The organism is Burkholderia ubonensis (genome assembly GCF_902833085.1).
In the GTDB taxonomy this organism is placed as follows: Bacteria; Pseudomonadota; Gammaproteobacteria; order Burkholderiales; family Burkholderiaceae; genus Burkholderia; species Burkholderia ubonensis.
The window spans coordinates 326,109-345,257 of record NZ_CADFEB010000005.1 but is presented as its reverse complement, the minus strand read 5'-3'; the positions used below and the strand labels follow the sequence as shown (position 1 = coordinate 345,257).

General features: G+C 66.8%; 18 protein-coding genes. 16 read left to right on the top strand and 2 right to left on the bottom strand.

What is annotated here, in order from left to right; translation table 11 throughout:
* Position 1: 1 nt before the first annotated feature.
* Genes HWX31_RS16000 through HWX31_RS15990 form a run of 3 tightly spaced genes read left to right on the top strand, consistent with a single transcriptional unit; the run spans position 2 to position 2,771 of the window.
* Entirely contained in the window at positions 2-892 is an 891-nt protein-coding gene (locus HWX31_RS16000; protein WP_175933940.1) for a peptidoglycan DD-metalloendopeptidase family protein, read from the top strand.
* An 11-nt stretch (positions 893-903) separates the two neighbouring features.
* Positions 904-1,992, top strand: coding sequence for an RNA polymerase sigma factor RpoS (rpoS, locus tag HWX31_RS15995; protein WP_174960181.1), 1,089 nt, complete (start codon positions 904-906; stop codon positions 1,990-1,992).
* 2 nt (positions 1,993-1,994) lie between these two features.
* A complete protein-coding gene (locus tag HWX31_RS15990; protein WP_174960179.1) occupies positions 1,995-2,771 on the top strand; it encodes a 3'-5' exonuclease in 777 nt (258 codons plus the stop codon).
* 9 nt (positions 2,772-2,780) lie between these two features.
* Here HWX31_RS15990 and HWX31_RS15985 read toward each other — a convergent pair whose 3' ends face one another.
* The gene (locus HWX31_RS15985) at positions 2,781-3,635 is read right to left on the bottom strand and encodes an endonuclease/exonuclease/phosphatase family protein (protein ID WP_174960177.1); all 855 of its coding nucleotides are present in this window, start codon (positions 3,633-3,635) and stop codon (positions 2,781-2,783) included.
* Between the two features lie 118 nt (positions 3,636-3,753).
* Here HWX31_RS15985 and rlmD point away from each other — a divergent pair, with 118 nt between their 5' ends.
* Positions 3,754-5,151 carry a 23S rRNA (uracil(1939)-C(5))-methyltransferase RlmD gene (rlmD, locus tag HWX31_RS15980; protein WP_174960175.1) on the top strand — a complete coding sequence of 466 codons (1,398 nt, stop codon included), beginning with the start codon at positions 3,754-3,756 and terminating at the stop codon, positions 5,149-5,151.
* A 67-nt stretch (positions 5,152-5,218) separates the two neighbouring features.
* On the opposite strand, the gene HWX31_RS15975 is transcribed toward rlmD, so the two are convergent.
* On the bottom strand, positions 5,219-5,917 hold the full coding sequence (locus HWX31_RS15975) for a Bax inhibitor-1/YccA family protein (RefSeq protein WP_174960173.1): 699 nt from the start codon (positions 5,915-5,917) through the stop codon (positions 5,219-5,221).
* A 249-nt stretch (positions 5,918-6,166) separates the two neighbouring features.
* On the opposite strand from HWX31_RS15975, the gene ndk reads away from it, so the two are divergent.
* From ndk to hflC, 12 genes are all read left to right on the top strand, one after another.
* Positions 6,167-6,592, top strand: a complete 426-nt coding sequence (gene ndk / locus HWX31_RS15970) for a nucleoside-diphosphate kinase (RefSeq protein WP_059611461.1) — start codon at positions 6,167-6,169, stop codon at positions 6,590-6,592.
* A gap of 57 nt (positions 6,593-6,649) precedes the next feature.
* Positions 6,650-7,789: a dual-specificity RNA methyltransferase RlmN gene (gene rlmN / locus HWX31_RS15965; protein WP_010092248.1), complete on the top strand. Its 1,140-nt coding sequence runs from the start codon at positions 6,650-6,652 to the stop codon at positions 7,787-7,789.
* A gap of 167 nt (positions 7,790-7,956) precedes the next feature.
* Entirely contained in the window at positions 7,957-8,994 is a 1,038-nt protein-coding gene (locus tag HWX31_RS15960) for a helix-turn-helix domain-containing protein (protein ID WP_174960171.1), read from the top strand.
* Positions 8,995-9,106: 112 nt separating this feature from the next.
* The gene (gene ispG / locus HWX31_RS15955) at positions 9,107-10,411 is read left to right on the top strand and encodes a flavodoxin-dependent (E)-4-hydroxy-3-methylbut-2-enyl-diphosphate synthase (protein ID WP_042584631.1); all 1,305 of its coding nucleotides are present in this window, start codon (positions 9,107-9,109) and stop codon (positions 10,409-10,411) included.
* Between the two features lie 15 nt (positions 10,412-10,426).
* Positions 10,427-11,767, top strand: coding sequence for a histidine--tRNA ligase (gene hisS, locus HWX31_RS15950; protein WP_174960169.1), 1,341 nt, complete (start codon positions 10,427-10,429; stop codon positions 11,765-11,767).
* A gap of 55 nt (positions 11,768-11,822) precedes the next feature.
* On the top strand, positions 11,823-12,452 hold the full coding sequence (locus HWX31_RS15945; protein ID WP_059527512.1) for a tetratricopeptide repeat protein: 630 nt from the start codon (positions 11,823-11,825) through the stop codon (positions 12,450-12,452).
* 41 nt (positions 12,453-12,493) lie between these two features.
* Positions 12,494-13,639: an outer membrane protein assembly factor BamB gene (gene bamB, locus HWX31_RS15940; protein ID WP_174960167.1), complete on the top strand. Its 1,146-nt coding sequence runs from the start codon at positions 12,494-12,496 to the stop codon at positions 13,637-13,639.
* A 242-nt stretch (positions 13,640-13,881) separates the two neighbouring features.
* Positions 13,882-15,219, top strand: a complete 1,338-nt coding sequence (gene der / locus HWX31_RS15935) for a ribosome biogenesis GTPase Der (protein WP_174960165.1) — start codon at positions 13,882-13,884, stop codon at positions 15,217-15,219.
* Between the two features lie 141 nt (positions 15,220-15,360).
* Positions 15,361-15,600: an RNA chaperone Hfq gene (gene hfq, locus HWX31_RS15930; protein ID WP_006399927.1), complete on the top strand. Its 240-nt coding sequence runs from the start codon at positions 15,361-15,363 to the stop codon at positions 15,598-15,600.
* Positions 15,601-15,672: 72 nt separating this feature from the next.
* Positions 15,673-16,836, top strand: coding sequence for a GTPase HflX (hflX, locus tag HWX31_RS15925; protein ID WP_010092257.1), 1,164 nt, complete (start codon positions 15,673-15,675; stop codon positions 16,834-16,836).
* A 47-nt stretch (positions 16,837-16,883) separates the two neighbouring features.
* Positions 16,884-18,221 (top strand): FtsH protease activity modulator HflK, encoded by a 1,338-nt coding sequence (hflK, locus tag HWX31_RS15920; RefSeq protein WP_174960163.1) that lies wholly within the window; start codon positions 16,884-16,886, stop codon positions 18,219-18,221.
* 14 nt (positions 18,222-18,235) lie between these two features.
* Positions 18,236-19,135 carry a protease modulator HflC gene (gene hflC / locus HWX31_RS15915; protein ID WP_174960161.1) on the top strand — a complete coding sequence of 300 codons (900 nt, stop codon included), beginning with the start codon at positions 18,236-18,238 and terminating at the stop codon, positions 19,133-19,135.
* Positions 19,136-19,149: the final 14 nt, after the last annotated feature.

The window sequence follows — 19,149 nt, the reverse complement described above, 5'->3', positions numbered from 1 at the left end:
GATGAGTATGTTGCGCGCGATGCAAAACAAACGTTCCAAGGAACCGCTCACGCTCGCCGAGCGCGCGATCTGTGTGGCCGCGTTCACCACGCTACTGGCCGCCTGTGCGACGCGGCTCGACAACGCGCCCGTCGTCGACCGCTCCGGCTCGCTCGGCACGGCGGCCGCTGCGCAGCCGGCGGTTCCGCTCGGTCCGCCTCCTCCGGGTTACTACCGTGTGAAGCCGGGCGATACGCTGTACCGGATTGCATTGGAGAACGGACAGAACTATCGCGACATCGCCGCGTGGAACAACCTGGCGAATCCGAATCAGATCGAAGTTGACCAACTGTTGCGCGTCGCGCCGCCGGGCGGCGCGGCAACCGCCGCCGTTGCGCCGGGCGCCGCGCCCATCACGGGCGGCGCCGTCGCGACCGCGCCGCTGAGCAGCGGCCCGGCCACGCCGGCCCGCGGCGCGTCGGCAGCCACCGCTGCGCCGCCCGCTGCCGCGGCGGCGTCGAGCGACACGTCGGCGGCGCCGAGCGGCCCCGTCACGTTCGCATGGCCCGCGCGCGGCCCGGTGCTGAACAATTTCGACGACGCGAAGAACAAGGGCGTCAACATCGGCGGCGCGTCCGGCGAGACCGTGAAGGCGGCGGCGGACGGCCGCGTCGTCTACGCGGGCAACGGCCTGCGCGGCTACGGCAACCTCATTATCATCAAGCACGACGCAACTTACCTCACGGCATATGCACACAATCGCGCTTTGATGGTAAAAGAGGGGGACGCGGTGACGAAGGGGCAGAAGATCGCCGAGATGGGTAATAGCGATGCCGACCGCGTGATGCTGCATTTCGAGGTTCGCCGTCAGGGTAAACCTGTCGATCCGCTGAAGTATTTGCCGCCTCAATAACCGAGACGACCATGCCGAAATCGAAGCGCCACGAGCCGCAAGCCGAGTCTGAGAACCTCAGTCGCGCCACGCAAGCATCGGTGGAGCGAACAGGCGCTTCGACGGACGACGAAGACGACGCCGCGGACAACGAGCGCGAGTTCGAGGCGCGCGAAGCCGACTCGGAAAGCAGCGACGACGAGCGCGAAGGCGGCGCGGAAGCGTCGCCCGAGCTGGACGATTTCCGGGCGATGCTGCAGGCGGAGCTGACCGCCGACACGATTCAGCATTACCTGAACCGCATCAGCGTCAAGCCGCTGTTGACCGTCGAGGAAGAGCAGCGCTATTCGCGCCTCGCGAAGGCCGGCGAATTCGAGGCGCGGCAGGTGATGATCGAGCGCAATCTGCGGCTCGTCGTCAGCATCGCGAAGGGTTACCTGAATCGCGGCGTGCCGTTGCTCGACCTGATCGAGGAAGGCAATCTCGGCCTGATGCACGCGATCGAGAAGTTCGACCCGACGCGCGGCTTCCGTTTCTCGACCTACGCGACGTGGTGGATCCGGCAGAGCATCGAGCGGGCGATCATGAATCAGGCTCGCACCGTGCGCCTGCCGGTGCACGTGATCCGCGAACTCAACCAGGTGCTGCGCGCGAAGCGCCACCTCGAAAAGAACTCGATGTCGACGGGCGAGGCGGCCGAGCGCCGCGAAGCCAGCATCGACGACATCGCCTACCTGACCGGCAAGACCGCCGAGGAAGTCACCGACATCCTTGCGCTGAACGAGCACACCGCGTCGCTCGACGCGCCGCTCGATCTCGATCCGGCAAGCAGCCTGCTCGATCTGCTGCCGGACGACCAGAGCCAGTCGCCGGACGCCGAAGTGCAGCACCGCGAGCTCGAGACGCTCACGCGCGCGTGGCTGTCGCGGCTGTCCGACAAGCACCGGCACGTGATCGAGCGCCGCTTCGGCCTGAACCACATCGAACCGGCGACGCTCGAGGAGCTCGCCGACGAAATGGGCCTCACGCGCGAGCGCGTGCGGCAGATCCAGCAGGAAGCGCTGGTGCGCCTCAAGCGGTTCTTCGCCTCCAATGGCGTTCGCAAGGACGCCGTTCTGTAAAGATGACTCCGATTCTGGTTTTTGACATCGAGACGATTCCCGATGTCGACGGCATTCGCCGTCTCGACGATCTGCCCGCGACGCTCGACGATGCCGCGGTGGCCGAACATGCGTTTGCCGCCCGTCGCGAGAAGACAGGCAGCGATTTCCTGCCGCACCATCTGCAGCGCGTCGCGGCGATCTCGTGCGTGTTCCGCGACGCCAACGGCTTTCGCGTGCGCTCGCTCGGCACGCCGCAGGACGGCGAGGCGACGCTGATCCAGTCGTTCTACCGCGTGATCGAGAAATACACGCCGCAGCTCGTGTCGTGGAACGGCGGCGGCTTCGACCTGCCGGTGCTCCATTACCGCGCGCTCGTGCACGGCATTCCCGCGACGCGCTACTGGGATCTCGGCGAGGACGACCGCGATTTCAAGTGGAACAACTACATCTCGCGTTATCACTCGCGGCACACCGACCTGATGGACCTGCTCGCGATGTATCAGGCGCGCGCGAACGCGCCGCTCGACGCGCTCGCGAAGCTGTGCGGCTTCCCGGGCAAGCTCGGGATGGACGGCAGCCAGGTCTGGACCGCGTTCCGGGAAGGGCGGATCGACGAGATTCGCAATTACTGCGAAACCGACGTGGTCAATACCTATCTGCTCTACTGCCGGTTCCAGCTGATGCGCGGCGGCCTGACGCCGGACGAGTACGCGAACGAGATCGTGCTCGTCAAGAACGCGCTCGCCCAGGAGCTTGCGCCGCACTGGGCCGAGTACCTCGCCGCCTTCGACGCGTAGCGCACGCCGTCAATTCAGCTCGAGTACGATCGGCTGGTGATCGGATGCGCGCAGGTCGCCGTCGATCTCGCAGCGTGCGACGCGCGGCAGCAGCGTGTCGGTGACGAACACGAAGTCGCACGCAAGCGGCCCCTCCGACCATTGCACGGTGTCGTAGACGCCGGCCGTCGGCGGCGGCGCGACGCCCGGGTGCAGCGCCGCCCACGCATCGACGAAGCGCGGCGCGCCGTTGACCGGTTCGAGAAAGCGCCGATACGCGTCGCTGTCGTATGCGCTGTTGAAGTCGCCGCAGACGATCGCGTCGCGCGGCTGAGCGGTCGCGCTGAACGGGCTGTCCGCATGCTCGGCGCGCGCGGGGCGGTCCGCGTGCGCGCATGCTTCCCGATGCCGGTCGTGCAACGCATCGACCTGTGCGCGCCGCTGTCGGGCGGAATAATATTCGAGATGAGTGGTGGTCACACGCAGCGGACCCGACGCGGTCGCCAGCTCGACCTCGAGCGCGACGCGCGGCATCGACGGCGCGGCATCGTCGGCCGGCCACGGCAGCAGCCGGCGCATCACGCGCCCGACCGGCAGGCGGCTGGCGATCGCGTTGCCGAACTGGCGGCGCGGCGCGCCGGGCGCGGTGGGCGGCAGGTCGGCGCCGAGGGCCTCGACGACCGTGAATCCGGGCAGCAGCGCGGCGAGCTCCGCGAACTGGTCCGGCCCGGGATGGCCGGCCAGCGCGCCGAACCCGCGCGTGACTTCCTGCAGGCACAGCACGTCGAAATCGCCGAGCCCGCGGGCGGCGGCAACGGTGCGGGGGAGGTCGACGACGCCATCCGCGTCCCGACCCCATTGAATGTTCCAGTCGATCAGTCGCATGGTCGAATCTCCTGTCGACCCGAGTTTGCGCTTTAGCGCTTACTTGGGTCCCATGCAGAGCCGGTGAGGCGGTGCTTCGTCTACAATCTCGCCTTTCAACGTTTGTCAGGAAAAGCTGGTGTCTGAAGCCGCCCCCACTTCTGCGCGCAAATTGAAAAGCGTGCCCGCCGCGCCCGATAGCGCCCCGGTTCTCGAGATCGAATCGCTCGACATGGAAGCGCGCGGTGTCGGCCGCATGACGACCGAGGACGGCAAGCCCGGCAAGGTCATCTTCGTCGAGGGCGCGCTGCCCGGCGAGCGCGTGACCTATTCGAGCTACCGCCGCAAGCCGAGCTACGAGCAGGCGCTGGTTGTCGATATTCTGCGCCCGAGCGTGATGCGCACGGAACCGAAATGCAAGTTCTTCGGCACCTGCGGCGGCTGCTCGATGCAGCATCTCGACATGCGCGCGCAAGTGGCGATCAAGCAGCGCGTGCTCGAGGACAACCTGCTGCATCTCGCGAAGCTGCGCGCGGAGACGATGTTCGCGCCGATCCACGGTCCGTCGTGGGGCTACCGCTACCGCGCGCGCCTGACCGTGCGCAACGTCGTGAAGAAGGGCGGCGTGCTGGTCGGCTTCCACGAAAAGAAGAGCAGCTATGTGGCCGACATGACGAGCTGCGAGGTGCTGCCGCCGCACGTGTCGGCGATGCTCGTGCCGCTGCGCCGGCTGGTCGAGGGGCTGTCGATCCGTGATCGCATGCCGCAGATCGAGCTCGCGGTCGGCTCTCAGGTCACGGCGCTCGTGCTGCGCGTGCTGGAGCCGATCAACGCGGCCGACGAGGCGCTGCTGCGCGCGTTCGCCGACGAGCACAAGGTGCAGTTCTGGCTGCAGCCGAAGGGTCCGGACACGGTGGCGCCGTTCTATCCGCTCGACGTGCCGCTCGACTATACGCTGCCCGAGTTCGGCATCCGCATGCCGTTCAAGCCGACCGACTTCACGCAGGTCAACCATCAGATCAACCGCGTGCTGGTCGGCCGCGCGCTGCGCCTGCTCGCGCCGTCGCGCGACGATCGCGTGCTCGACCTGTTCTGCGGGATCGGCAATTTCACGCTGCCGCTCGCGCGCCTCGCGCGCGAGGTGATGGGCATCGAGGGCAGCGAGACGCTGACGACGCGCGCGCTCGCGAATGCGCGCGAGAACGGCGTCGACGGCCATACGACGTTCGCGTGCCGCAACCTGTTCGAAGTGACCGCCGACGACATCCGCGCGCTGGGCGCGTTCGACAAGTTCCTGATCGATCCGCCGCGCGAAGGCGCGCTCGCGGTGTCGAAGGCGCTCGCGGACATCGCGCAGAGCGGCGAAGGTCCGCTGCCGCGCCGGATCGTCTACGTGTCGTGCAACCCGTCGACGCTCGCGCGCGACGCGGGCCTGCTCGTGCACGAGGCCGGCTACCGGCTGAAGGGCGCGGGCGTCGTCAACATGTTCCCGCATACGTCGCACGTCGAATCGATCGCGCTGTTCGAGCGCGACTGAGTGCGCCGGAAGGCGGACGTAAAAAAACCGGCCCTCGGGCCGGTTTTTTGCTGGTGTGCGGCGAACGTCAGTTGCGGTTGCCGCCGAAGATGCCGAGCAGCGCGAGCAGGTTCGTGAACACGTTGTACAGGTCGAGGTAGATCGCGAGCGTTGCGCTGATGTAGTTCGTCTCGCCGCCGTTCACGACGCGCTGGACGTCGAACAGCATGTACGCGGAGAAGATCACGATCGCGAGCACCGACACGGTCAGCATCAGCGCCGGCAGTTGCAGGAAGATGTTCGCGACCGACGCCAGCAGGATCACGATGACGCCCATGAACAGCCACTTGCCGAGGCCCGAGAAATCGCGCTTGCTGACGGTGGCGATCGTCGCCATCGCCGCGAAGATGATGCCGGTGCCGCCGAATGCCAGCATGATCAGCGACGGGCCGTTCGAGAAACCGAGGATGAAGCTGAGCAGGCGCGACAGCATCAGGCCCATGAAGAACGTGAAGCCGAGCAGCACGAACACGCCGGCCGCGCTGTTCTTCGTGCGTTCGATCGCGAACATGAAGCCGAACGCGATCGCGAAGAATGCGAGGAGGCTCATCGTCGGGCTGGTGGCCGCGAACAGCGAGAAGCCGGTCGCGACGCCGACCCAGGCCCCCAGCACCGTCGGCACCATCGACAGCGCGAGCAGCCAGTACGTGTTCCGCAGCACGCGGTTGCGAACCTCGACGGTGCTGACGGAGCCACCGCGGCCGAAATTGTACGGATAGTCGTTCATGGTTTCTCCTAACATTGAACGCGTGGGCGTCCGGGGCCGGTTCGGCGCGCGCGGTGTGCGGCGCAGCAAACCGGAACAGCTATGGCTAAGATATGTTCCGCGCCGGGAGGTTTCAATGGCCGGGCGGCGCAAAACATATGGATTTGGAACCTTTCACACGTGTAAGGGTTCAATCGCAATGATACACGGGATCGTGCTACAATAGCGGATTCATTTGGAAGTGTAACTTCTTAATTTCTTGGAGTTTTTATGGCAATCGAGCGTACCCTGTCGATCATCAAGCCGGATGCGGTGGCAAAGAACGTGATCGGCCAGATCTACAGCCGTTTCGAAGGCGCCGGTCTGAAGGTCATCGCAGCACGCATGGCACACCTGTCGCGCGCTGATGCAGAGAAGTTCTACGCAGTCCACGCGGCGCGTCCGTTCTTCAAGGACCTCGTCGATTTCATGATCTCGGGCCCGGTGATGATCCAGGTTCTGGAAGGCGAAGGCGCGATCCTGAAGAACCGTGACCTGATGGGCGCGACGGATCCGAAGAAGGCGGAAAAGGGCACGATCCGCGCCGACTTCGCCGACAGCATCGACGCGAACGCGGTGCACGGCTCGGACGCGCCGGAAACGGCAAGCGTCGAAGTCGCGTTCTTCTTCCCGGAAATGAACGTCTACTCGCGTTAAGCACTGGCTGAGCATTCAGGCAGGCAGGATTCAGCGCACGCGGCAAGGCAGCACATCATGACGAGCGAAACTTCCGTCAATCTTCTCGACTTCGACGCCGAGGGTCTTGTCGCGTATTGCGGCAGCCTCGGCGAGAAGCCGTTCCGCGCCAAGCAGTTGCAGCGCTGGATCCACCAATACAACGCCGGCGATTTCGACGGCATGACCGATCTCGCGAAGTCCCTGAGGGAAAAGCTCAAGGGCCGCGCATCGATCGTGATGCCGGATATCGTCAGCGACCACGTTTCCACCGACGGCACGCGCAAGTGGCTGATCGACGTCGGAAACGGCAATGCGGTCGAAACCGTGTTCATCCCGGAAGAGACGCGCGGCACGCTGTGCGTGTCGTCGCAGGCCGGGTGCGCGGTGAACTGCCGCTTCTGCTCGACGGGCAAGCAGGGTTTCTCCCGCAACCTGTCGACGGCTGAAATCATCGGCCAGCTGCGCATGGCCGAATTCGCGCTGCGCGCTTCGCTCGGCCGCGCGCCGGGCCCGAACGGCAAGGCCGAACGGGTGGTCACCAACGTGGTGATGATGGGCATGGGCGAGCCGCTGTTGAATTACAGCGCGGTCGTGCCTGCGATGCGGCTGATGCTCGACGACAACGCGTACGGGCTGTCGCGCCGCCGCGTCACGCTGTCGACGTCCGGCGTGGTGCCGATGATGGACCGCCTCGGCGCCGAGCTGCCGGTGGCGCTCGCCGTGTCGCTGCACGCGCCGAACGATGCGCTGCGCGACATGCTCGTGCCGCTCAACAAGAAGCACCCGCTTCGCGAACTGATGGCCGCGTGCCAGCGCTATCTGAAGGTGGCGCCGCGCGACTTCATCACATTCGAATACTGCATGCTCGACGGCGTCAACGACACCGAAGCGCATGCGCGCGAACTGCTGGCGGTGACGCGCGACGTCCCGTGCAAGTTCAACCTGATCCCGTTCAATCCGTTTCCGGAGTCGGGGCTCATCCGTTCGAAGCCGGAGCAGATCAAGCGCTTCGCACAGATCCTCATCGACGCGGGCGTCGTCACGACGGTGCGCAAGACGCGCGGCGACGACATCGACGCTGCGTGCGGCCAGCTGGCCGGTGCGGTGAAGGATCGCACGCGCCTTGCCGAGCGCACGGGCGCAGCAGGAAAAATAATCGAGGTCCGGGCGGTTTGACGGGGCCGCCTAGGTGGGGATGCCCGGACTTTTTGGCGGTACAACACGCGAATAGCGATCGGACGCGGCGCCTCGTGCGCCGCGCATGGTATGGACGACGCGCGAGCGCCGCGCCGGCAGGAGCCGGGTGCGCCCGCCAGTGAAGAAGAATCGACGCGAGGAAAAGGATGAGTGAGCCGCAGCCGTCAAACGGCGCAGAGACGAATGCCGCGAAGCCGGCAACGGCTGGACTGGAATCGCTGACGGCCGTCGGGGGACGGCTGGCGCAGCTTCGGGAGGCGAAGGGCTGGACGGTCGACGACGTGTCGGCGCGGCTCAAGGTCGCGCCGCAGAAGCTGCGGGCGCTCGAGTCGGGCGACATCAGCCATCTTCCCGGCGTGACGTTCGCGATCGGCGTCGTGCGCAGCTACGCGAAGATGCTCGGCGTCGATCCGGAACCGTTTGCGCAGGCGCTGCGCCGCGAGCGCGGCGAGCCGGAGGTGGATCTGTCGATGCCCGCGTCGTCGGGGACGGATCTGCCGCGCGGCCGCGTGTCGATTCCGCTCGGCGGCTCGTCGCGCCATCGGCCATGGCTGTGGGGGACGGCGGCGGCGGCAGTCGCGTTGATCGCGGCGGCGATGTGGCACACTGGCGGCGATTCGTCGAACTGGCTCGCGCGCTTCAAGAGCGGCGCGGTGCAGGGCGGTGCGTCCGCCGCATCGGCGCCGGCGGCGTCGGCGGCCAGCGCCGACGCGGCGAGCGCGGGCGGTGCGTCGGTCTCGACCGCGGTCGAGGCGTCGGCGCCGGCCGTGACGGCAGCGGCGCCGCAGGTGGTCGCATCGGCAGCCGCGCCGCAAGTCGTGGCTTCCGCCGTGCCGGCCGCAGCCGAGCCGGTGTCGCAGCCCGCGGCGGTCGCGCCGGCGGCAAGCGCGGTCGTGGCGGCCGCGGCCCAGCCGGCGAGCGTCGTGGTCGCGGCCGGTCAGTCGATGGTCGAGCTGAAGGTCAAGCAGGACAGCTGGTTCAGCGTGCGCGACAAGAGCGGCAAGGAGCTGTTCTCGGGGCTGGTGCATGGCGGCGAGACGAAGCAGGTCGCGGGCGACGGCCCGTTCAAGGTCACGATCGGCAACAAGGCGGGCCTCGACGCGATCGCGTTCGAAGGCAAACCGGTCGATCCGGCAAAATATTCGGCAGCGCGGGGTAACGTGGCACGGTTCACGTTGCCCTGACGGCAAGCGCCGTGGCGAGGGTCTGTGACGTGCGTCGACGGACCCTGAAGGCACGGCGCTTTTTCAATTCATGCGCCGCAACGCGGCGCATTCGGCGTAAATGGATCTATCGATGCAATCCGAAGCTCAATCCCCACGCAGCAGCCAGATTTGTTCAACCGAGCCGGTGTTCGGCGGGCATGCGCCGCGCCGCGTATCGCATGCGGTGAATGTCCGCTGGGGCGGAACGCTGGTGACGATCGGCGGTGATTCGCCGGTGCGCGTGCAGTCGATGACGAATACCGACACCGCGGACGCGATCGGCACGGCCATCCAGATCAAGGAGCTCGCGAACGCGGGTTCCGAACTCGTGCGCATCACGGTCAACACGGCCGAGGCGGCGGCGGCCGTCCCCGCGATCCGCGAGCAGCTCGACCGGATGGGCGTGACGGTGCCGCTCGTCGGCGACTTCCATTACAACGGCCACCTGCTGCTGCGCGACCATCCGGGCTGCGCGGAGGCGCTGTCGAAGTACCGGATCAACCCCGGCAACGTCGGCCAGGGCGCGAAGCGCGACACGCAGTTCGCGCAGATGATCGAGGCGGCGATCAAGTACGACAAGCCGGTGCGGATCGGCGTGAACTGGGGCAGCCTCGACCAGGACCTGCTCGCGCGCATGATGGACGAGAACGGCGCGCGCGCGCAGCCGTGGGATGCGCAGAGCGTGATGTACGAAGCGCTGATCCAGTCCGCGATCGGCTCGGCGGAGCGCGCAGTCGAACTGGGCCTCGGCCGCGACCGCATCGTGCTGTCGTGCAAGGTCAGCGGCGTGCAGGACCTGATCGCCGTCTACCGCGAGCTCGCGCGCCGCTGCGGCTTCGCGCTGCACCTCGGGCTGACCGAGGCGGGCATGGGCTCGAAGGGCATCGTCGCGTCGACGGCGGCGCTCGGCGTGCTGCTGCAGGAAGGGATCGGCGATACGATCCGCATTTCGCTGACGCCGGAGCCGGGCGCATCGCGCACGGGCGAAGTGGTGGTCGGCCAGGAAATCCTGCAGACGATGGGCCTGCGCTCGTTCGCGCCGATGGTGATCGCGTGCCCGGGCTGCGGCCGCACGACGAGCACGCTGTTCCAGGAGCTCGCGATGCAGATCCAGACCTACCTGCGCGAGCAGATGCCGGTCTGGCGCAAGGAATATCCGGGCGTCGAGACGATGAACGTCGCGGTGATGGGCTGCATCGTCAACGGCCCGGGCGAATCGAAGCACGCGAACATCGGCATCAGCCTGCCGGGCTCGGGCGAGAACCCGGCCGCACCGGTCTTCATCGACGGCGAGAAGGTCAGGACGCTGCGCGGCGAGCGCATCGCCGAGGAATTCCAGCAGATCGTCAGCGACTACGTCGAACGCAATTACGGCCGCGCGGCCGTCCAGAACTAATTCGTAACAGACACGATGACTGAACAGAAACGCAAGATCGAGAAGCTCGCGGGCGTCAAGGGCATGAACGACATCCTCCCGCAGGATGCCGGCCTTTGGGAGTTCTTCGAAGCCACCGTGAAGTCGCTGCTGCGCGCTTACGGCTACCAGAACATCCGCACGCCGATCGTCGAGCACACGCAGCTCTTCACGCGCGGCATCGGCGAAGTCACGGACATCGTCGAGAAGGAGATGTACAGCTTCACCGACGCGCTGAACGGCGAACACCTGACGATGCGTCCGGAGAACACCGCCGCCGTCGTGCGCGCGGCGATCGAGCACAACATGCTGTACGACGGCCCGAAGCGCCTTTGGTACATCGGCCCGATGTTCCGTCACGAGCGTCCGCAGCGCGGCCGCTATCGCCAGTTCCACCAGGTCGGCGTCGAGGCCCTCGGCTTCGCGGGCCCGGACGCGGACGCGGAAATCATCATGATGTGCCAGCGCCTGTGGGACGACCTCGGCCTGACCGGCATCAAGCTCGAGATCAACTCGCTGGGCCTCGCGGAAGAGCGCGCGGCGCACCGCGTCGAGCTGATCAAGTATCTCGAGCAGCACGTCGACGCGCTCGACGCCGATGCGCAGCGCCGCCTGTATACGAACCCGCTGCGCGTGCTCGACACGAAGAACCCGGCGCTGCAGGAAATCGTGCAGAACGCGCCGAAGCTGATCGATTTCCTCGGCGACCACTCGCGCGCGCACTTCGACGGGCTGCAGCGCCTGCTGAAGGCGAACAACATTCCGTTCACGATCAACCCGCGCCTCGTGCGCGGCCTCGACTACTACAACCTGACCGTGTTCGAGTGGGTCACCGACAAGCTCGGCGCGCAGGGCACGGTCGCGGCCGGCGGCCGCTACGATCCGCTGATCGAGCAGCTCGGCGGCAAGCCGACCGCCGCGTGCGGCTGGGCGATGGGCGTCGAGCGCATTCTCGAGCTGCTGAAGGAAGAGCAGCTCGTGCCCGAGCAGGACGGTGTCGACGTGTACGTCGTGCACCAGGGCGAGGCGGCGCGCGAGCAGGCGTTCATCGCCGCCGAGCGTCTGCGCGACACGGGCCTCGACGTGATCTTCCACTGCAGCGCCGACGGCGCGCCGGCGAGCTTCAAGTCGCAGATGAAGCGCGCCGATGCGAGCGGCGCCGCGTTCGCGGTGATCTTCGGCGAAGAAGAGATCGCGAACGGCACGGTGGGCGTGAAAGCGCTGCGCGGCATGGGCGAGGAAGGGGAAAAGAACGCTCAGCAGACCGTACCGGTCGAAAGCTTGACCGAATTCCTAATCAATGCGATGGTTGCATCCGCCGAAGACGGCGACGACTGATCGCGCTGGTGTTCGCTCGACAAGAAAGGCCTGAACAGGAAGGAATCGCTCGCCGATGAGTTACCACGACGAACAAGAATCGATTGAAAGCCTCAAGGCGTGGTGGGCCCGCTGGGGCAACCTCACCACGTGGATCGTCCTCGCGGCGCTCGTTGTCGCGGCCGGCTTCAACGGCTGGAATTTCTGGCAGCGTCGCCAGGCCGCGCAGGCATCGGGGCTGTACGAGCAGGTGCAGAAGGCCGCCGCGTCGAACGACAAGGCGACGATGGCCCGCGCTGCCGCCGACATGGAAGACAAGTACGGCGGCACGCCGTATGCGCAGATGACGGCGCTCGCGGCCGCGAAGGTGCTGTACGCGGCGGGCGACGCCGCGGGCGCGAAGACGCAGCTGCAATGGGCGGTCGATCACGCTAAGGACGACGAGTACAAGCAGATCGCGAAGCTGCGCCTCGCGTCGCTGCTGCTCGACGAGAAGGCGTACGACGCGGGGCTCGCGCTGCTGTCCGGCACGCCGATCGATGCATTCAAGGGCCTCGTGGCCGATCGCCGCGGCGATCTGCTCGCCGCGCAAGGCAAGGCGGACGATGCGCGCGCCGCGTACAAGCTCGCGCTCGACAGCCTGCCGAAGGAAGACATGTCGGCGCGCCAGCTCGTGCAGTTCAAGCTGGACGCGCTGGGCAGCTGAGCCACGGCTTCCTCAACCTCTTAACTTTGCTTCGCTAACCGATGAATTTGCTGAAACGTTACGCTGTGCCCGTTGCCTGCGCGGCGGCCGTCCTGGCACTGGGGGCCTGCTCGTCGACGAAGGACGCGCGTCGCGTGCCGACGCCGCTGACCGAGTTCAAACCCGCCCTCGACGTGCAACAGGTCTGGTCGTCGAGCGTCAGCAAGGGCGGCCGCTACCTGTTCTCGCCGGTGGCGGTGGGCGATGCGGTCTTCGCGGCCGGCGAAAACGGCTCGGTCGAGAAGATCGATGCAAAGACCGGTCAGCGGATCTGGCGCACCAAGCTCGACTCGGACCTGTCGGCAGGCGTCGGCAGCGACGGCAACCTGACCGCGGTCGGCGCGCTGAAGGGCGGCGTGTTCGTGCTCGGCCCGGACGGCAAGCTGCTGTGGAAGACGAGCGTGCAGGGCGAGATCTTCTCGCCGCCGCTCGTCGGCAACGGCCTCGTGATCGTCCGCACGATCGACGGCCAGGTGATCGCGTTCTCCGCGCAAACCGGCGAACAGAAGTGGAACTACCGCAACCGCGCGGTGCCGCTGAACCTGCGCGTGTCGGCGGGCATGACGTTCGCGGGCGACGCCGCGGTGCTCGCGGGCTTCCCGGGTGGCGGCCTCGTCGCGATCAACCTGCAGACGGGCGAACCGTACTGGCAGACGCCGGTGTCGTTTCCGAAGGGCGTGACGGAAGTCGAGCGGATCAACGACGTCAGCGGTCCGCCGACGCTCGTCGGCGCGCAAGCGTGCGCAGTGACGTTCCAGGGGCAGCTCGGCTGCTTCGATGCGAACTCGGGCCGCCCGGTGTGGGAGAAGGCGTTCTCGAGCCGCAGCGGCATCGCGCAGGACGACTCGGTGGTCGCGGGCGGCGACGACTGGTCGGTCGTCACCGCGTACGACGCGGCGAGCGGCAACGAGCTGTGGCGCAACACCAAGCTGAAGAGCCGCGACGTCGGCGTGCCGTACCTGCTGGGTCATGCGGTCGTGATGGGCGACTACAAGGGTTACGTGCATTTTCTGTCGCGCGAAGACGGCTCGTTCATCGCACGGATGAAGACCGACGGCAGCCCGATCACGGCGGCGCCGGTCCTCGCGGGCAACACGCTCGTCGTGCAGACGAGCGACGGCGGGCTGTACGGCTTCCGTCCGCGCTGACGCGACGGCGCGCTCGCCTCGTGCGGCGGTTCGCCGCACGGTGCGCCGCGCATCACATGAAGGCGGCCGGGTGCTCCCGGCCGTTCGGTATTTGGAAGGCAGTACGAGACGAAAGATGGACGGCGCGCGGCGCGCGCCGGGCGCGCGCATCCGGCGCGGCGCGAATTCGTGATATTTTCATTCAGCGCAGCCGCCCGCAGCAGCGGGCCTCCCGCTGCTGCGCCTCACCGTAGACTACACAGATGAAACCGGTCATTGCCCTTGTTGGGCGCCCCAATGTGGGGAAATCCACGCTGTTCAACCGGCTCACGCGCTCGCGCGATGCGCTGGTAGCCGACTTGCCGGGCCTGACGCGCGATCGCCACTATGGCGAAGGGCGGGTCGGCGAGCGGCCGTATCTCGTCGTCGACACGGGCGGCTTCGAGCCGGTCGCGAAGGACGGCATCCTGCACGAGATGGCGCGCCAGACGCGGCAGGCGGTCGAGGAGGCCGACGTCGTCGTGTTCATCGTCGACGGTCGCAACGGGCTCGCGCCGCAGGACAAGTCGATCGCCGACTATCTGCGCAAGACCGGCCGGCCGATCTTTCTCGTCGTCAACAAGTCCGAGGGGATGAAGTACACGGCCGTCGCGGCGGACTTCTACGAGCTCGGGCTCGGCGATCCGCGCGCGATTTCGGCCGCGCACGGCGACGGCGTAACCGAGATGATCAACGAGGCGCTCGGGGTCGCTTACGCGGGCCAGCCGGAAGAGGGAGACGAGGACAAGGCGTCGCGCGGCACCAAGATCGCGATCGTCGGCCGGCCGAACGTCGGCAAGTCGACCCTCGTCAACACGCTGATCGGCGAGGACCGCGTGATCGCGTTCGACATGCCCGGCACCACGCGCGATTCGATCTACGTCGATTTCGAGCGCAACGGCAAGCCTTATACGCTGATCGACACGGCCGGCCTGCGCCGCCGCGGCAAGGTGTTCGAGGCGATCGAGAAATTCTCGGTCGTGAAAACGCTGCAGTCGATTGCCGACGCGAATGTCGTCATTCTTCTGCTGGATGCCCGCCAGGACATTTCCGACCAGGACGCGCACATCGCCGGGTTCGTGGTCGAGCAAGGGCGGGCGCTGGTGGTCGGCGTGAACAAGTGGGACGGTCTCGATCCGCACGTGCGCGAACGCACCAAAGCCGATTTGACCCGCAAGCTGAAATTCCTCGAATTCGCGAAATTCCACTTCATTTCCGCAGCGGAAAAGACCGGCATCGGCCCGCTGATGCGCTCGGTCGACGACGCGTACGGCGCGGCGATGGCGAAGCTGCCGACGCCGAAACTCACGCGCGCGCTGATCGAGGCGGTCGAGTTCCAGCAGCCGCGCCGTCGCGGCCCGGTGCGCCCGAAGCTGCGCTACGCGCACCAGGGCGGCCAGAATCCGCCGGTCATCGTGATCCACGGCAATGCGCTCGATGCGGTGACCGACACCTACAAGCGCTACCTGGAGAACCGCTTCCGCGAAACTTTCTCCCTGACCGGGACTCCATTGCGCATAGAGTTCCGTTCGTCGCACAACCCGTACGCGGACAAGAGCTGAACGCACGTCCCGCAAGGGTAGGCCGCATGGCCGATGCCCGGGCGGGGCACGCAAAATCAGCTATAGTGTAGCGATTGGCGCCGGATCTCTTTTTCTTCGTCGCCAATCCAGATCAACCTGCAAAACAAGATGGAGTACGCCATGAGCAACAAAGGGCAATTGTTACAAGACCCGTTTTTGAACGCACTGCGCAAGGAGCACGTTCCCGTTTCGATCTATCTCGTCAACGGCATCAAGCTCCAAGGGAACATCGAATCGTTCGACCAGTACGTCGTGTTGCTCCGTAATACGGTGACCCAGATGGTCTACAAGCACGCCATCTCGACGGTCGTTCCGGCGCGCCCGGTGAACTTCCACCCGGACGCGGAAGCCTCGTCCTAACCTATCGCAGCGGCCGGCATCCGGTCGCCGCGTGCGACCGATGCCAGCCGCCAAATCTTGACACCTGACAATTTGATCAACGCAGCGCTCGTCGGCATCGATTTCGGCAAGACCGATTTCGAGGCCAGTCTCGAAGAACTCAGTCTTCTCGCATCCAGCGCGGGTGCGCATCCCGCCGTCACCCTGACCGGCCGCCGCTCCAGCCCCGATGCCGCGATGTTCGTCGGCAGCGGCAAAGCCGAAGAATTGCGGCTCGCCTGCGAAGCCAACGACGTCGACATCGTCATCTTCAATCACGCGTTGGCGCCGGCCCAGCAGCGCAATCTGGAGCGTGCGCTTAACAGGCGGGTCGTCGACCGCACGAGCCTCATCCTCGACATCTTCGCGCAGCGCGCGCGCAGCCACGAAGGCAAGCTGCAGGTCGAACTCGCTCAACTGCAATACCTGTCGACCCGGCTGATTCGCGCGTGGACCCACCTCGAGCGGCAAAAGGGCGGTATCGGCCTGCGCGGCCCCGGTGAAACCCAGCTCGAAACCGACCGCCGACTGATCGGCGATCGCATCAAGATGCTGAAGTCGCGCCTCGACCGGCTGCGCCGCCAGCACAGCACGCAGCGTCGCCAGCGGGCGCGCAGCGGCACGATGTCGGTCTCGCTCGTCGGCTACACGAACGCAGGCAAGTCGACGCTGTTCAATGCGTTGACGAAAGCGCAGGCATATGCGGCCGACCAGCTGTTCGCGACGCTCGACACGACGTCGCGGCGTGTGTATCTCGGCGACGAGATCGGCCAGATCGTCGTGTCCGACACGGTCGGGTTCATCCGCGAGCTGCCGCACCAGCTGGTCGCGGCGTTCCGCGCGACGCTCGAGGAAACGATCCACGCGGATCTGCTGCTGCATGTCGTCGATGCGTCGAGCGCGGTGCGGCTCGAGCAGATCGAGCAGGTCAACGGTGTGCTGCACGAGATCGGCGCGGACACGATCCGGCAGGTCCTGGTATTCAACAAGATCGACGCCGTGCCTGAGCTGGCGGCCCGCGGCGACGCGGTCGAGCGGGACGAGTATGGTAATATTTCGCGCGTCTTTTTGAGCGCGCGCACCGGTCAAGGGCTGGACGCGCTGCGCGCCGCCATCGCCGAAATCGCCTCTGCGGAACACCTTGACGGCGCGATGCCGCTCGACGGCGCGCCCGCGGAATCACACGAAGACCATACGCTTTCCGAACACGGGCGCTAGCCGGTCCCGGCCGGTTTGCCGGCGTCTAATCTGGTGAACAAACTCTGGTGAACGAATACAACGAGCGGAGTAACGGGCGGCGCAAGCACGCCTTGCTGTCGATCAACGATCCCCGCTGGGGACGTGGCGAAGGCAATGGCGGGACGCAGCCCCGCGCGAACGAATCGAAGCGCCCACCAGGCGGTGACGGTGAAGGCCCGCCCGATCTCGACGAAATGTGGCGCAATTTCAACCGGCGCCTGAGCGGCCTGTTCGGCGGCAAGGGCGGCAACGGGTTCCGCCCGGACAACGGCCGTGCCGCGCGCGTCGGTGTCGGCATCGTGATCGGCGTGCTGGTCGCGGTCTATGCCGGCAGCGGCCTGTTCGTCGTGCCGGAAGGCCAGACGGGCGTCGTGCTGCAGATGGGCCAGCTTACCGGCACCGTCGAGCAGGGCGTGCACTGGCGAGCGCCGTATCCGTTCGCATCGCACGAGATCGTCGACACGTCGCAGAGCCGCTCGGTCGAGGTCGGCCGCAACAACGTCGTGCGCCTCGCGAACGTGAAGGAATCCGCGATGCTGACGCGCGACGCCGACATCGTCGACGTGCGCTTCGCGGTGCAGTACCGGATCCGTTCGGCGACCGATTACCTGTTCCGCAGCGTCGATCCGGAGCGCAGCGTCACGCAGGCCGCACAGGCCGCGGTGCGCGCGATCGTCGGCACGCGCAGCGCGGCGGACATCCTCAATCAGGATCGCGATGCGTTGCGCCAGCAGGTGAGCGAAGCGATTCAGCGCGATCTCGACCGCTATCACACGGGGCTCGAAGTCACGTCCGTGACGATGCAAAGCGTCGCGGCGCCCGAGCAGACGCAGGCCGCCTATGGCGAAGTGGCGAAGGCGCGCGACGAGCGCGAGGCCGCGAAGCGCGCCGCGCAGGCCTATGCGAGCGACCTGCTGCCGAAGGCGCAGGGCGATGCCGCGAAACTGATCGACGAGGCTAAGGCGTATGCGGATCGCGTCGTCACGCAGGCCGAAGGCGACGCGGAGCGCTTCAAGCAGGTCTACGCGCAGTATTCGAAGGCGCCGGCCGTGATCCGCGAACGGATGTACCTGGAGACCATGCAGGAAATCTATTCGAACTCGACGAAGATCTTCGTCGGCAGCAAGGGCGGCAACAACGTGCTGTATCTCCCGCTCGACAAGCTGGTCGAGCAGGGCCGGCAGAGCGCGGCGGGGGCCGCTGCGCCCGCCGGCGCATCGGCGGCGGAAGCGCCGGCGCCGGCCGCGGCATCGACGCCGTCGGCAAGCGTGCCCGCCTCGGCGGCCGCACCGGCATCCGGCAGCGATGTGCTGCGATCGCGCGAAGCCTTTCGCAGCCGGTCGCGCGAAGACGATCTGAAGTAACGGGAGCGCGTGTCATGAATCGAATCATTGCGCTCGTCGTCGCAATCGTGATCGTTGCCTTCGCTGCGTCGTCGACCGTCCTGACCGTCGACCCGCGCCACGCGGCCGTGTTGTCGGGCCGTTCGGGCGCCGACCCTACGCTGGCCGGCCCCGGCGTGCATTTCAAGCTGCCGCCGCCGTTGCAGACGGCGACGCTGATCGACACCCGCCTGCAGTCGCTCGAATCGGCGGATCCGCTGCAGTTCGCGACCGCGGACAAGCATGACCTGCTCGTCGGCTACATGGTCAAGTATCGGATTGCCGATCCGATGAAGTATTTCGCCGCGACGGGCGGCGAGCCGACCGCGGCCGGCGACCGCCTGAGCGTCGCGCTGAAGGGCGCGCTCGGCGACGCGATCGGCAAGCGCGAGCGCGAGGACGTGATCGGCGGCCAGCGCGCGATCGCCGACGCCGCCCGCGGCGCGGTGCTGGCGACGGCGTCCGGGTTCGGCGTGGACGTGGTCGACGTGCAGCTCACGCGTGTCGACCTGCCGGCCGCGCAGACCGACGCCGCATACCAGCGGATGATCGCCGTGCTGCGCGAGCAGGCTGCGCAGGTGCGCGCCGAAGGCGCGGCGGACGTCGAGCAGATCAAGGCCGACGCCGAGCGCGAGCAGCAGGCGGTACTGGCGAACGCATACAAATCGGCGCAGACGATCAAGGGCGAGGGCGATGCGAAGGCCGCGACGATCGCCGCGGACGCGTTCGGCCGCGATCCGCAGTTCTACCAGTTCTATGCGAGCCTGCAGGCGTATCGCAACACGTTCAAGCGCAACGACATCATCGTCGTCGACCCCGACAGCGAGTTCTTCCGCTTCATGCGCAGCCCGACGGGCGGCGCCGCACCGGCGGCGCCCGCTCCCCGCAAACACTGACCTTGGGGCGCCGC